The 13,433-nt window shown below is 33.4% G+C and carries 10 protein-coding genes; 2 read left to right on the top strand and 8 right to left on the bottom strand.

Annotated elements, in window-relative coordinates; all coding sequences use genetic code 11:
* Window positions 1-58 precede the first annotated feature (58 nt).
* A complete protein-coding gene (locus NH26_RS09530) occupies window positions 59-754 on the top strand; it encodes a LuxR C-terminal-related transcriptional regulator (protein ID WP_044221343.1) in 696 nt (231 codons plus the stop codon).
* Between the two features lie 75 nt (window positions 755-829).
* On the opposite strand, the gene NH26_RS09535 is transcribed toward NH26_RS09530, so the two are convergent.
* The 8 genes from NH26_RS09535 to NH26_RS09570 all read right to left on the bottom strand — a co-directional run bounded on the left by NH26_RS09535 (window position 830) and on the right by NH26_RS09570 (window position 9,685).
* Entirely contained in the window at window positions 830-1,882 is a 1,053-nt protein-coding gene (locus NH26_RS09535) for a TlpA disulfide reductase family protein (RefSeq protein ID WP_052431915.1), read from the bottom strand.
* Between the two features lie 93 nt (window positions 1,883-1,975).
* On the bottom strand, window positions 1,976-3,436 hold the full coding sequence (gene gatB, locus NH26_RS09540) for an Asp-tRNA(Asn)/Glu-tRNA(Gln) amidotransferase subunit GatB (RefSeq protein WP_044221341.1): 1,461 nt from the start codon (window positions 3,434-3,436) through the stop codon (window positions 1,976-1,978).
* 274 nt (window positions 3,437-3,710) lie between these two features.
* Window positions 3,711-4,622 (bottom strand): rhomboid family intramembrane serine protease, encoded by a 912-nt coding sequence (locus tag NH26_RS09545; RefSeq protein WP_044221339.1) that lies wholly within the window; start codon window positions 4,620-4,622, stop codon window positions 3,711-3,713.
* Between the two features lie 162 nt (window positions 4,623-4,784).
* Window positions 4,785-5,612: a rhomboid family intramembrane serine protease gene (locus tag NH26_RS09550; protein WP_044221337.1), complete on the bottom strand. Its 828-nt coding sequence runs from the start codon at window positions 5,610-5,612 to the stop codon at window positions 4,785-4,787.
* Between the two features lie 37 nt (window positions 5,613-5,649).
* Window positions 5,650-7,350 (bottom strand): single-stranded-DNA-specific exonuclease RecJ, encoded by a 1,701-nt coding sequence (gene recJ, locus NH26_RS09555; RefSeq protein ID WP_044221335.1) that lies wholly within the window; start codon window positions 7,348-7,350, stop codon window positions 5,650-5,652.
* Window position 7,351: 1 nt separating this feature from the next.
* Window positions 7,352-7,720 (bottom strand): DUF423 domain-containing protein, encoded by a 369-nt coding sequence (locus NH26_RS09560; RefSeq protein WP_044221333.1) that lies wholly within the window; start codon window positions 7,718-7,720, stop codon window positions 7,352-7,354.
* 96 nt (window positions 7,721-7,816) lie between these two features.
* Window positions 7,817-8,800 carry an NAD(P)H-dependent flavin oxidoreductase gene (locus tag NH26_RS09565; protein ID WP_044221330.1) on the bottom strand — a complete coding sequence of 328 codons (984 nt, stop codon included), beginning with the start codon at window positions 8,798-8,800 and terminating at the stop codon, window positions 7,817-7,819.
* Between the two features lie 183 nt (window positions 8,801-8,983).
* Entirely contained in the window at window positions 8,984-9,685 is a 702-nt protein-coding gene (locus NH26_RS09570; RefSeq protein WP_044221328.1) for a hypothetical protein, read from the bottom strand.
* A gap of 633 nt (window positions 9,686-10,318) precedes the next feature.
* Between NH26_RS09570 and NH26_RS09575 the strand changes: the two genes are divergently transcribed.
* Window positions 10,319-13,432, top strand: coding sequence for a SusC/RagA family TonB-linked outer membrane protein (locus tag NH26_RS09575; RefSeq protein WP_084812121.1), 3,114 nt, complete (start codon window positions 10,319-10,321; stop codon window positions 13,430-13,432).
* The last annotated feature ends 1 nt before the right edge of the window (window position 13,433 follow it).

A 13,433-nucleotide genomic window follows, 5' to 3' on the forward strand; every position in this document is an offset into this window, starting at 1 on the left:
TGAAAAATAATGATTTTTGAAATTTACCTGATATCATTTTCAGAACACTCGAATACTTATGCAACAAGAAGACACTATAAATCAATATATTAAGACAGCAAAACAACTTGAAAGATTAGGAAGTTGCGTCACCATTTTTGATTATAAAAACAAGGTACACCCTTACATTTCAAAAAATTATGAACGCATATTTGGGTGGGATTTTGAAAATGACGAGGAACTTCAAAAAGGTTTTATGGACAAAGAAGTACACCCTGAGGATATTAAGCATTTAAACGAAATGGCACACTATTTCCTGAGCGGACCGCTATTAACAGACGATAAAAAAGATTTTTTTCACTTGCAATACGTGACTGAATATAGAATAAGAAATGCTCATGGAAATTATGTTTGGGTCATTGAAAAACACCTAGTATTAGATCTTTCAGAGGATGGTAGTTTAAGATATACATTAGGTATTCTAGATCAATCTGTTCAACCTAACCTTCCTAAAATATGTTCTGCTCAAGTAATTAATACTACAACAGGGTCGGTAAAAGTATTCCCAAGAGAACAAAAGAATTATGATCTTTCAAAAAGAGAAATAGAAGTTCTTAAAGAAATAGGCGGTGGTTTACTTAGTAAGCAAATTTCTGATAAATTGAATATTTCTGTCAATACCGTAAATACACATCGTCAGAATATTATATCTAAAATGAATGTAGGCAATACTACTGAAGCTGTTCAGGTAGCTTTATCTATGCAGTTGATTTAGAAAATTGATTATATAAAAAGGACTAACCTTCAATGTATGAGGTTAGTCCTTTATATTTATTTCAAAGATGTATTATTAGTCCAACAACTCAGCTAACTTCATCTCTAAGGCATTGCCTCTTAGATTCTTTGCGATAATCTTTCCCTCTTTATCTAATAATAAAGTAAAAGGAATAGATTGTACGCCATAAGCATCAGCCGCTGTATTTTGTGCATCGTGAACTTGTAACCAAGTGATTCCGTCTTTTTTAATTGCCTTCTTCCAGTTTTCTACTTTCTGGTCTAAAGAAATTCCATAGACTTCAAATCCTTTTGATTTATATTTATTGTAAGCCTTTAAAACATTAGGGTTTTCCATTCTACAAGGAGTACACCATGATGCCCAGAAGTCAATCATAACATATTTTCCTTTTAGAGATGATAATGCGATTTCTTTACCGTTTACATCATTTAAAACAATATCTTGAGCCACATTACCCACAGATGTATTGTTCAATTTCATGTAAGCCGCATGTACTTCTTTTACATTTTCGTCTTCTGGAAAACGCTCTGCCATACGATTAACAGCAGCAGTAATCTCTTTTAAGTATTGATCTCTATCGTTGATAAAATTCAATACAAATAAAGTAATGTAAGCACCATCTAAATCTTTTAAAGACTGAAGCATTGTTTTAGAACGTTCGTCTCCAAGTTCTTTAATTTTTTTGACTACTGCTTCCTTATCTTCTGCATTTACATACTCTTGGTTCAAGGCACTTTCCTTTTCAGAAAAACCATCGTACTGTACTTTTAAATTATGTAAAAGTTCGTTTTCGTTCGATCCATGAACATCTAATCCAAATTTCGAATTAGTAACCGTTAAATCTTTATCTTCTAATACTAAAACATCTTCAGTTACATTTCCTACGTTGATGGTATATAAGCCAATTTTATCAACTTTATACTTCATAGAAAAAGACCCGTCTGCCTTAGTCTTAGTTGTTTGAACATCTTTTTTCCCCGCTTTTTGAATTTCAAATAAAGTCACCTGAGCTCCTTCATTTACATTATCAATTTTACCTGAAATGGTAATATCTGCAGGATAATGAGATGCTTGTGTATTAGTATTTGATTTTTCGCAGCTGATCATAAAAAATGCTGCGACGAAAATAAAAATATGCTGTATCGTCTTCACGTTATGTACGTATTTACTGTTTATATATAATGCAATATACACAGAAGTTTATTTTTCCAACGCTTCGCGAAGCAATTGATTTGTTTTTTGAGGATCAGCTTTACCTTTTGCCATCTTCATGACCTCCCCCATAAATAAACCTAATAAGTTCTTTTTACCTTTTTTATAAGCTGCTGCCTTGTCTGGGAATTTAGCGATTGCTTGCTCTACTAATGGCACTAGGAAGTCATCTCCACCATCTTGAATTAGATCTAATGATTTCGCTAAGTCTTCTACAGTACCTTTATAATCTTCAAGCATTGCTTTAATTAATGTTTGAGAGGCGGCTGCAAAACTCACTTTTTTATCATCTACCAATTGAATCACTTCTGCTATTTCTTTAGGAGATACCTTGAATACGTCAAAATCAATTCCTGTATCATTAGTAATAGACTTTAAAGGACCCATCATCCAATTGGAGGCAGCTTTATAGTTTTTAGTATTCTCACAAAGTGCTTCAAAATATACTGCAGATGCTTTCGACTCTGTTAATAATCGTGCATCGTATTCAGGTAATTTATATTCTTTAGTGAATTTCGCTACTAATTCTGCAGGTAGTGCAGGCATAGAAGCTTTAATTTCTTCTACCCACTCTGGCTTTACAATCATAGGAGGAAGATCTGGACAAGGGAAATAACGGTAATCGTTTAAAGTTTCCTTTGTTCTCATTCCATATGTTTTGCCATTATCCACATTGAAAGTTCTAGTTTCTGAAATGATAGGTTCCTCTTTTTCAACTAAAAGAATCTGACGTTTCATTTCATAATCAATCGCTCTTTGGATATTACGCATGGAGTTCATGTTTTTAATTTCACATTTCTCTCCAAGTGTCGTTGATCCTTTTAACCTCACAGAAACATTGGCATCACATCTTAATGAGCCTTCTTCCATATTACCATCGGCTACACCCAAGTAACGAACAATCTTTCTGATTTCTCCTACAAAAGCCGCTGCTGTAGCAGAATCATGAATACATGGTTCTGTCACAATTTCCATTAATGGAACACCCGCTCTGTTTAAGTCGACCAAAGTATCTGGGCTTCCCTCTAAGTGAGTAGACTTTCCTGCATCTTCTTCCATGTGTATTCTATTTAAAATAACACGGAAAGGAACACCATCTTTAGTAACTACATCTAAATGCCCACCTACTACAATTGGTGTTTTATCTTGTGTAGTTTGATACCCTTTTGGTAAATCTGGATAAAAATAATTTTTACGGTCGAAGAATTGGTATTCAGAAATTTTTCCATTTACAGCCAATCCCATTTTGATAGAAGATTCTATCACCTGTTTATTTACTTTAGGGAGTGTTCCCGGAAGAGCAAGAGTGATTGCACTAATATTTACATTAGGATCTTCACCAAACGTTGTTGGATCTGATGCAAAAATTTTACTGTTTGTTGTCAATTGTGAGTGTACTTCTAAACCCACTACCAATTCGTATTTATCTAATATTGATTGATCGACCATGTCAATAAGTTTTATATGTTAGCTCCTAATCTCCTCAATTACTATCAAATTATTGATTCGAAGAAGGTACGTTTTATCTTGTTCTTTGATGAAACCTTAATGTTCCATCATTTTTTTTAACCAGTAATGATTATATCAAACTTTAATCAATAATCATTCACAACTTTATTTTTTAAAATATTTTCAACAAAAAAAGTCATTCCTTTACAAAAGAAATAACTTTTTATGATTTTTATTACAATATCCACAAAAATATTAGGATATATCTATCATTTTAATGTTTTCGTTGACTGGCTTTAAATAAGATTTGTTTTTCTTCTTGAGTTAGCCCCTCATAACCTTTATCAGAAATTTTATCTAATATCTCATCTACTCTTGATTGTGATGGCTGATCTGCATTCTCTTTTTTCTTTGAAGCTGATGCCTTCGTTTTTTTATCTCTTCTATAAACCACTTTTAAATTCCTTCTTGGAGATAATAAGTTGGAGAAGAAATCTTCAATAGCATAAAAAGGCACTCCTAAATCTGTTCCTTTCTGTAGTAATTTTACATAAGCAAAGCCCATCATAACTCCTCCTAAATGAGCAAGTTCTCCACCTGCGTTACCTCCTGTTATTCCTATAAACGAAATAAAAATATAAACAGCCGCTAACCATTTAATCTTTACAGGCCCTATAAATAATAAATTGATTTTGTAATCAGGTGCAATGGTTGCTGCTCCTACTACAATAGCAAAAACACTTGCTGAAGCACCTACTAAAGAATCTGAGCGTCCTTCATAAAAAGGAAACACATTATAAATAATTAGGTAGAATAAACCTCCAGCTAAACCTCCTAAAACGTATAAAACCACCGCTTTTTTATCACCTAAAAACTCTGTGAAGATCATTCCAAACCAATAAAGAACTAACATATTCATTACGATATGTAGAAACTTTGCCATAGAATGCACAAAGAAATAAGTAACTAACGTCCATGGTGCGTGTACGAAATCATATAAATTTGAAGGTAAGGCAAGGTTATCAAAAATGTATTTATCGAAAATTTCTACATTTCCTGAAAACTGAAAACCTAATAGAAGCAAACTCATCACTACATAAATAATTACATTAATGATGATCAATCTAAGCAATCCGCTTCCTGGTTTGTTCCATGTATATTTTAAATCTGATATAAAACCGTTCATAAGAATGATATTGTAATGGTTTAATAGTATTACTTCAACCCAACATGTCTTATCAAATAGACTATGTTAATGGTAAAGAGAAATGATTAGGTTACATAATTTACATAAATTCAAGGTTTTAAAAAAATGAATTTATGTAATCCATATACCCGTGTGTAAAATTTATTGATAACTGATGTACTTCCATCTTTTCATCAGAATAAAGGCAAACAATGCACCGCCTAGATGGGCTAAATGAGCTACATTGTCTCCGGGATTATTTTGCATCAATTCATATACTTCAAAAAGAATATAACCACCTACAAGGTATTTGGCTTTCATAGGAATTGGTGGAAACAAAAGCATTAACCTTAGGTTCGGAAATAAATAAGCAAAGGTAAACAAGATACCAAAAATGGCTCCTGAAGCACCTATCATAGGAGTATTAAAATTCATCATCGTTAATTGCCTAACGTAAGTAATCGCTTGTTCCTGAATTTCAGGATGAGATTGATAATGTTCAGGATAATCTTCTAATACAAATTCTCCTATTTCTGTATTTCTTAAGTAATAGTTGGCATGATGTTCAAAAAACGTTGTTAAGTTTTCTGGACTTGAATTGGTAATAAATGCAGCTGCATCTACTTCCATATTGTGCATTTCATAAAAATTGGTAAGACCGTATAAGGCTCCTCCACCTATACCACATATCATATATAAGGTTAAGAATCTCTTAGGTCCCATCACGTTCTCCAACATAGGTCCGAAGATTACCAAGGCAAACATATTCGAAAAAATATGTCTAAAACCAGTATGAGTAAACATATAGGTAATAGGTTGAAAAATTTCGAAATAATCTGATTTAGGATAATGATAACCTAAAAACGCTACTACTCTATTCAATGGTAACCCATCTGCAGTTTCAATAACAGGTATTAAGTTGGCTAAACCGAATACGATGAGGTTAATTATAAGAATACCTTTTACGTAAGGTGTTAATTGAAAATTCATATAGAAGATGATTTAATAATAGGTGATAATAATGCTATTAACTCTTGGATTTTTTTATTTCAATGCAATTCAGTTGAAGTGTTTTACTTCCTCTGTATTCATTAATTTCTAATTTAAATAACATATCAAAAGTAGAAGTGGTGATTATTTCCAAATCATCTACTTGATTAAAAGCAATCACATTCAAAGCTTGATCACCTTCTTCTTGAACTACTTTAAATTTTAGATGTTTATCCTTTAATACTCTTGGGACATCTGATACTTTTACATTTTCGCATAAAAATACTGGAATTTCATTTTCATGACCAAATGGCTTCATCTGACCCAAAATAGTAGCTACGGAAATATTTAAGTTATTCAGTTCTACTTTTAAATCTATATTTCTGTAGGACACAAAATCCTTTCCATTCATTTTTTTATTCACATTTGCCAGTACACGTTCCTTAAATGCTGACAAATTTTCCTCTTTCAATGACAATCCTGCCGCTGAAGTATGACCTCCAAACTTTATTAATAGATCGTCACAGGCTGTCAAAATTTCATGAATATTAAAATTATCTGTCGAACGAACAGATCCTGTAATTTCACCTCTTGAATGTGTTAGACAAATAGTTGGTTTGCCAAAATGTTCTACACATTTGGATGCCACAATGCCTAAGACACCTTTGTGCCAATCTTCTTTATATAAAACCAAAATTGGTTGATCTTTCTCTTGTTCGCCTAAAACAATAGCTTCTTCAGTATTTTGACGATCATAAGACTTTCTTAAACCATTTAATCTATTCAACTCCAGAGCCAATTCTTTTGCCTCTTTTGGATCATCAGTAGATAATATGGAAGCAGAATATTGAGCATGTGCTACCCTTCCTGCTGCATTAATTATGGGTCCTAAAGAAAACGCTAAATCATTTAAGGTAATTTCTTTTTGATTTAGCTTTAATGTTGAAAACAAAGCCAACAAGCCTGCCTTTTTTGTCTTCTTCAAATACTCTACACCTTGATGGCATAGTACTCTATTTTCGTCTACCATGGGAACAACATCACAGGCTGTTCCTAATGCTACTAAATCTAAGTGATGCCATAATGGAGTTGGATCTATTCCATGTTTTTGACAAAACCCTTGTAAGAATTTAAAACCCACTCCACATCCAGATAATCCTTTAAAAGGATAATTACAGTCTTCTCTTTGTGGATTTAAAACTGCTAAGGCATTGGGTAATTTTTCACCTACTTGATGGTGATCACAAACAATAAAATCTATATTTCTATGCTGTGCCGCATCAATTGATTCAAAACTTGTGATACCACAATCTAAAGAAACTATTAATTGACAATTGGTTGTATAAGCGTATTCAACTCCTCTTTCCGAAACGCCATATCCTTCCGCATATTTATCAGGAATATAATAATCTACATTGGCATACACAGAACGGAAAAAGTGCATATATAAAGCTACTGCTGTAGTACCATCAGCATCATAATCCCCAAAAAATAAAATACGTTCTCCTTTTTCGATAGCTAAAGTCAAACGGGCCACAGCCACGTCCATGTCTTTCATCAAAAATGGATCATGTAACTTTTCTAGAGTAGGTCTAAAATAGTTTCTAGCCTCAGACAAGGTCTTCACTCCCCTTTGCGCCAACAACTGAGTGATCAGTTGAGGGACTTTAGGTTGTTTCGACAACTCCTTTATATATTCTTCTTTTGGCGGTTCGGCCAATTTCCATTCTCTAACCATATTATTTCTTTACCCCTATTGCTAAGGCTATCCATGCTGCTATAAAACCAACTCCTCCAATCGGTGTGATTGCCCCTAACCAAGTAATACCTGTTACAGATAAAATATATAAACTACCTGAGAAAATTAGTATACCTAGTACCATAAAAATAGCCGACCATTTTAACCAGCTTGCTTCTACCTTATCAGATAAAGCACCCAATAATAACAGACCCAATCCATGATAAAAATGATATTTAACACCTGTCTCAAAAGTAGCTACTCTTCCGAACGATTCTAAAGTAGCTTTTAGTCCGTGAGCACCGAATGCTCCTATTCCTACTGCGAGAGCCATAATGATAGCTCCTGTTGTGATTAAATTTTTACTCATTTTGTCTGTTTGTTTGGATAAGTAAATTTAGGCAATGTAAACACAAAACCCCAACTTTTATTAAGTTGGGGTCATAACTTGAGTTGGATTGTATATTTATTCTTTCACTTCTACTTTTGATGTCGTCAGTTGTTCTACCATTTCATCTACGACAGCTTTAATTGGTCGAATGGATTTGACATATTCAATAGATGGACCTGCACACCAAACCGTTTTATAAGTGGCAGACATGGCTGCTTTTTCAAGCATCTTCATACCTTTATAAGCGGTTAACATTTTGGCAAACTTTTTCAATTTTTTATTCTTATTCAAAAAGGTCTCGAGCCAATTTTGTTGCGTGCCTATGTCTTGCATGTAAGGAGTATTTATCACAGTACAAGGAGTACCAGATAGTTTTGTTGTCATCACGATATCTTCTGCTCCGTAATCTACGCATGCTTGTTTGTAATCTTGTGAGACCCCTGCTTCTTCTGTTGCAATAAATGGAGATCCCATAGAAATTCCCACAGCTCCTAACTCTAATTTTTCTTTCCATTGGTATCCGTTTCCTACACCTCCTGCAGAAATTACAGGAATAGAACAAGCCTCTACTAACGCAGGTACTAATTCTGTTGCAGGTGTTGGACCTGCATGTCCACCAGCTTCTTTATTGACAGCAATTACAGCGTCTGCTCCAAGGTCTTCGCAAATCTTAGCATAATGTACATCAACTACATCACAGAATACTTTTATTCCAGCTGGTTTACAAAGTTCTATCACTTTTCTTGGTGAACCTAAAGAAGTAATGATAAAATCAACCTTTAACTCTACACAAGTTTTCAATTGTTCCATCATTCTTATATTTGATTTATTTACAATCAAATTGACTCCCATTGGTCCATCAGCCTCTGCTCTAATTTCATGAATAGCCTCTCTAAAATCTTTATCTGTACGATAATTTAAGGCCGGTACTGCAGCTGTAATTCCACTTCTTATTGCTGCTTTTAGCATCTCCGCATTAGAGACAAGAAACATTGGTGCAATAATCATAGGGTATTTCATCCCTAACATCTCAGTTAGTGGTGTGGAAATTTTTTCCATAATGTTGTATTGGTGTAAGAGTTAGTAAAAAAGGTATGCAAGCATACTATTTATTTTTTCAAGATCATAAAATATGAGGAGAAAAGCAAAATATGAAATCGTGATAGTGTAAAGAAATAAGGATTACTGCCTTTCCTTTGCTCAATAATTAATTTTAAATCTAACGTCCTCACTATTCATTAATTACCAACTTCTTTGTTTTTCATAGGTGGATAGTGAAACATGCAAATGATCTCCAGTGCCCCCATGTCGTACCGCATTAAAACCAAGTGACTTAAAATACAACTGAGCAGACCAAATCATCCAAAAAGGACGGTCTCTTGTTCTTAAATCCATGGCATGAGTGTAACCTGTATTTTGAATAAAGTGCAATGAGCTATCTTTCTTTTTTAATCCCATTTTAGTGTAATCATCAGATGTCCTTGATAAATCAGTAATGATTAATTCATTATCAAAGAATAAAAAAGTACGAACAGAAATTTTTAAATAAGGATGAAGCTCGCTGTACTCTGATTTTACTTTATTCGATTGAGCATTTTTTCCTGAAAAGGATAAAAGTGAAAAAATCACATAGGAAATCACAAGTAGAAAAATAAATACTCCTACCTTTTTAGTTGTTTTCCATCTCATTTTAGAATTCCTATTCATTAACTTCTTGATGGTAAAAGTATAAACAGCGATGACACCAACAGAAAAAACTACACCTAAAAATAATCCTATCCATGTGTTAAAATTATAAGCATGATAAAAATATATTCCGCTTCTTATCAACCCTAAAAATGGTAAGTAGATTAAAAATAATACTCCCACTATCTGAAGAGCTAATAACAAAAGCTCCCATCGAATACTTCTTTTCTCTTTTTCTTGATATATGCTTTCTTGCATTTCTTTCTAATCAGTAAAAATTGAATTATAATTTAATCAAAAAATATTAGATCTCCTTAGTGATAACCCATTCCCATAACACTGTAAATTAGATAATTTGATGTTTTTTTGGTTCTTTTTTTTGAAACAGTATAATTACGTGATTACGTCATTTCATAAAAATTACTCAATATTTTTTTAGAAAAAGTGAAATAAAATCAATAAAAAAAACACGAAATAGTAACGCTAAATTACTGATATGCAATTATATAACAAACACACTACGTAATAATGTAGTAATATAAGTGTAATATTGATACTTATTTTTTTTGATGATCATTATTCAAACCACTAACCTTGTATTGTCCACAACGGAAATACAGGACACTCACACTAAAATTAAGTATGAATAATTTAGTTGAGGTACTTCCGATTTTAAATGAAATGAATCTTCAATCTAACTTTTCCAAACTATGACTTGATTATTATCTAACTAATGCTTTCTCAAAAAGTCTACACTTCAATCTAATGCTTAATCGCACTCTTAATTATATAGAGAGAATTGAAATATGCTGTCCGAAGTCCTTTATAATTTTTTACAGCATAAAGTATACGTCCAACAAATTACATTGACAAAATTATACTATTACTAAAATGCAAAAGCTAATACATCACAAGGCATTATTGTGCATGCTTACATTTGCCTTCTCTTTTCTACTGTGCTCTACTACATTTGCACAAGACAAAACAATATCGGGTCAAATACTCGATGAGAACAAAGCCTCACTACCAGGTGTAAGCGTAATTGTTAAAGGTACCAACTTAGGTACCGTTTCCGATTTCGAAGGTAATTTTAAATTATCTATTCCTTCAGAAGCTACTGTACTTGTTTTTTCTTTTATTGGTTACAATAATCAAGAAGTAACAATCGGTAATCAGACAACTTTTGATATTTCTTTAGAAGTTAACGAAAAACAACTAGACGAAGTAATTGTTGTTGGTTATGGAGTAGAGAAAAAAGCTGTAGTTACTGGTGCTATTTCATCAGTAAAAACAGACGACATTTTACAAACACCTGTTTTAAATGCTGCTCAATCTTTACAAGGTAGAACGGCAGGTGTTCAAGTCACCAATGTTTCAGGTCAGCCTGGTGCTGGTATTGATATTCGTGTCAGAGGTACTGGTTCGAACGGTAATAACAGTCCTCTTTATGTAGTTGATGGAGTACAAATGGATAATATCAATTATCTTAATCCAAACGACATTGCCACTTTCCAAGTATTAAAAGATGCAGCATCTTCGGCTATTTATGGATCTAGAGGTGCTAACGGTGTTGTTTTAATCACTACCAAAGAAGGTAAATCTGGAAAACTAACTGTTTCTTATGATGGTTACTATGGGGTTCAGCAAGCGGCTAATAGAGCTGATCTGATGAATGCTCGTGAATACATGGAGTTTCATAATGAAGGTTCAGTAAATGCAGGAAATGGTGAGAAATGGGATTTAGATAACCCTCCTGCCCATGATACAGACTGGCAAAAAGAAGTTTTTCAAAATGCCCCAATTCAAAATCATAGTGTGAGTTTAAGCGGTGGTAGCGAAAAATCAACCTTTATGTCTAGTATCGGTTACTTTGCTCAAGACGGTATTATTGGAGGTGATAAATCTAATTACAATCGTTTAAGCTTAAGATTAAATAGTAATCATAAGATCTCACAATCATTCACTTTTGGTCAGAATTTAAACTTCTCTACAGAGAATAAAAATGGTATCCAAGAACAAACTGAACACGAGGGTGCTGTTACATCTATGTTACTTCATGATCCTGTTACTCCAGTTTATGCTCCTGAAAGTGATTATGCTAAATATGATGCAATTGTACCTTCTCCTGTAAAATCTGATGATGGTAGATATTATGGCATGTCTGACTTAAACTTACAAGGCATAACTAACCCGTTAGGTATAATTGATAATACAAAGCAAGAATACAACTATATGAACCTTGTGGGTAACGTTTATCTTAATTTTCAACCTAAAATGATTAAAGGGTTAAACTTTAAAACTGACTTTGGGTTCCAATTAGGTTCAAGTAAGAAGAGAGAATACTCTCCAATTTCATCACTTGATCAGTTTACAAAAAAGAACAGTTTAAGTTCTGTTAGACAAGGGCAATCTCAGTCTACTACATGGCAATGGGAAAATACATTATCATACACTCACTCATTCGGAGATCATAAATTAACTGGTCTAATTGGTAATACAGCAAGAGAACATAGTAACGAATGGATCAACGGTAGTGGTACAGATTTACAGTTTAGTGGTTATGAAAATGCTTACTTAGATAACAAAGTAAAAAATGAATCTCAAACTAATGATGGTAATAGATATTTACACCGTTTAGTTTCATATTTTGGTAAGGCCAACTACAATTACAAAGACAAGTACATGTTAACCGCTATTGTGCGTTATGATGGTTCTGTCAACTTTGGTCCTGAAAATCGTTTCGCTTTCTTCCCTTCAGTACAAGCAGGTTGGGTAATTTCAGAAGATTTATTTAAAACCTCTGATATTGTCAACTTCATGAGATTAAGAGCATCTTATGGTGAAGTAGGTAACGAAAGTATTGAGCCATTTGCTTATTTATCAACCATTGGTAAAACAGAGGAATATTTATACAATGGAGAAAGATACACAGGTTTTGCTGCTCAAAAAATGCCTAACCCTGCCATTAGATGGGAAACAGCAACAGAAATCAATTTAGGTTTTGATGTTGGTTTGTGGCAAAATAAGTTATTCTTAAATGTTGATGTTTACGATCGTAGAAGAAAAGATTTATTATCTGACAATCCTGTTCCTCTTATTTATGGTATCGGTGCACCAACAGCAAATATTGGTACTGTTCAAAACAAAGGTTTAGAGTTATCATTAAACTTTAAAAATTCTGAAGGAGACTTTAGATATGATATTTCTGCCATTGCTTCTTATAACGACAATAAAGTATTAAGCATTGATGGAAAAGACCATATTTTAGGTTACAAACCAGATTTCTATGACGGTCAATTAGCAATGAAAGAAGGCCATTCTCTTCCTTATTTCTGGGGATATAAAACAGACGGTATTCTTCAAAATGATGCTGAAGCAAAAGCTTACAATGAGGCTTTAGGTAAGTCTGCTGTTCCTGGTGATATTCGTTTCGTAGATACAAATGGAGACGGTGCTTTAAATGCTGAAGATAGAACTGACATTGGTGATCCATTCCATGACTGGACATTAGGTTTAAATGCTCGATTCGAATATAAAAACTTTGATATGAGTATCTTCTTCCAAGGTCAAACAGGAGCAAAACTATTTAATGTTGCTGCAATGAGATTGGATGCAATTGGTGCAGGTGCTCATAATTATAATACTCGTTTCTTAGGAAGATGGACTGGAGAAGGAAGTACAAATAGCTTCCCTAGATGGAGTCATACTGCAGGTGATAACTTTACTTTAATAAATGATATGGTGCACTTAGAAGATGCTTCTTATGTACGTCTAAAAACTTTACAGTTTGGTTACTCACTTCCTCAAAGCATTTTATCGAAAGCTAAAATTCAAAACGTTCGTTTTTACTTCTCAGGTAACAACTTACTTACATTCACTAACTATTCAGGTTTAGATCCAGAAGTGGGACAATCAAACGACAACCAAGCAATGGGATTTGGTATGGATAGAGGATCATATCCTCAAGCAAGATCATTCATTTTCGGAACTAATTTGACATTCTAAT

This window comes from Flammeovirga pacifica (assembly GCF_000807855.2).
Lineage (GTDB): Bacteria > Bacteroidota > Bacteroidia > Cytophagales > Flammeovirgaceae > Flammeovirga > Flammeovirga pacifica.

Bases quoted from the DNA above. Each gene is read 5' to 3' on its own strand.
- NH26_RS09530 (WP_044221343.1), top strand. From the start codon at position 59: ATGCAACAAGAAGACACTATAAATCAATATATTAAGACAGCAAAACAA.
- NH26_RS09535 (WP_052431915.1), bottom strand. From the start codon at position 1,882: ATGATCAGCTGCGAAAAATCAAATACTAATACACAAGCATCTCATTAT.
- gatB (WP_044221341.1), bottom strand. From the start codon at position 3,436: ATGGTCGATCAATCAATATTAGATAAATACGAATTGGTAGTGGGTTTA.
- NH26_RS09545 (WP_044221339.1), bottom strand. From the start codon at position 4,622: ATGAACGGTTTTATATCAGATTTAAAATATACATGGAACAAACCAGGA.
- NH26_RS09550 (WP_044221337.1), bottom strand. From the start codon at position 5,612: ATGAATTTTCAATTAACACCTTACGTAAAAGGTATTCTTATAATTAAC.
- recJ (WP_044221335.1), bottom strand. From the start codon at position 7,350: ATGGTTAGAGAATGGAAATTGGCCGAACCGCCAAAAGAAGAATATATA.
- NH26_RS09560 (WP_044221333.1), bottom strand. From the start codon at position 7,720: ATGAGTAAAAATTTAATCACAACAGGAGCTATCATTATGGCTCTCGCA.
- NH26_RS09565 (WP_044221330.1), bottom strand. From the start codon at position 8,800: ATGGAAAAAATTTCCACACCACTAACTGAGATGTTAGGGATGAAATAC.
- NH26_RS09570 (WP_044221328.1), bottom strand. From the start codon at position 9,685: ATGCAAGAAAGCATATATCAAGAAAAAGAGAAAAGAAGTATTCGATGG.
- NH26_RS09575 (WP_084812121.1), top strand. From the start codon at position 10,319: ATGCAAAAGCTAATACATCACAAGGCATTATTGTGCATGCTTACATTT.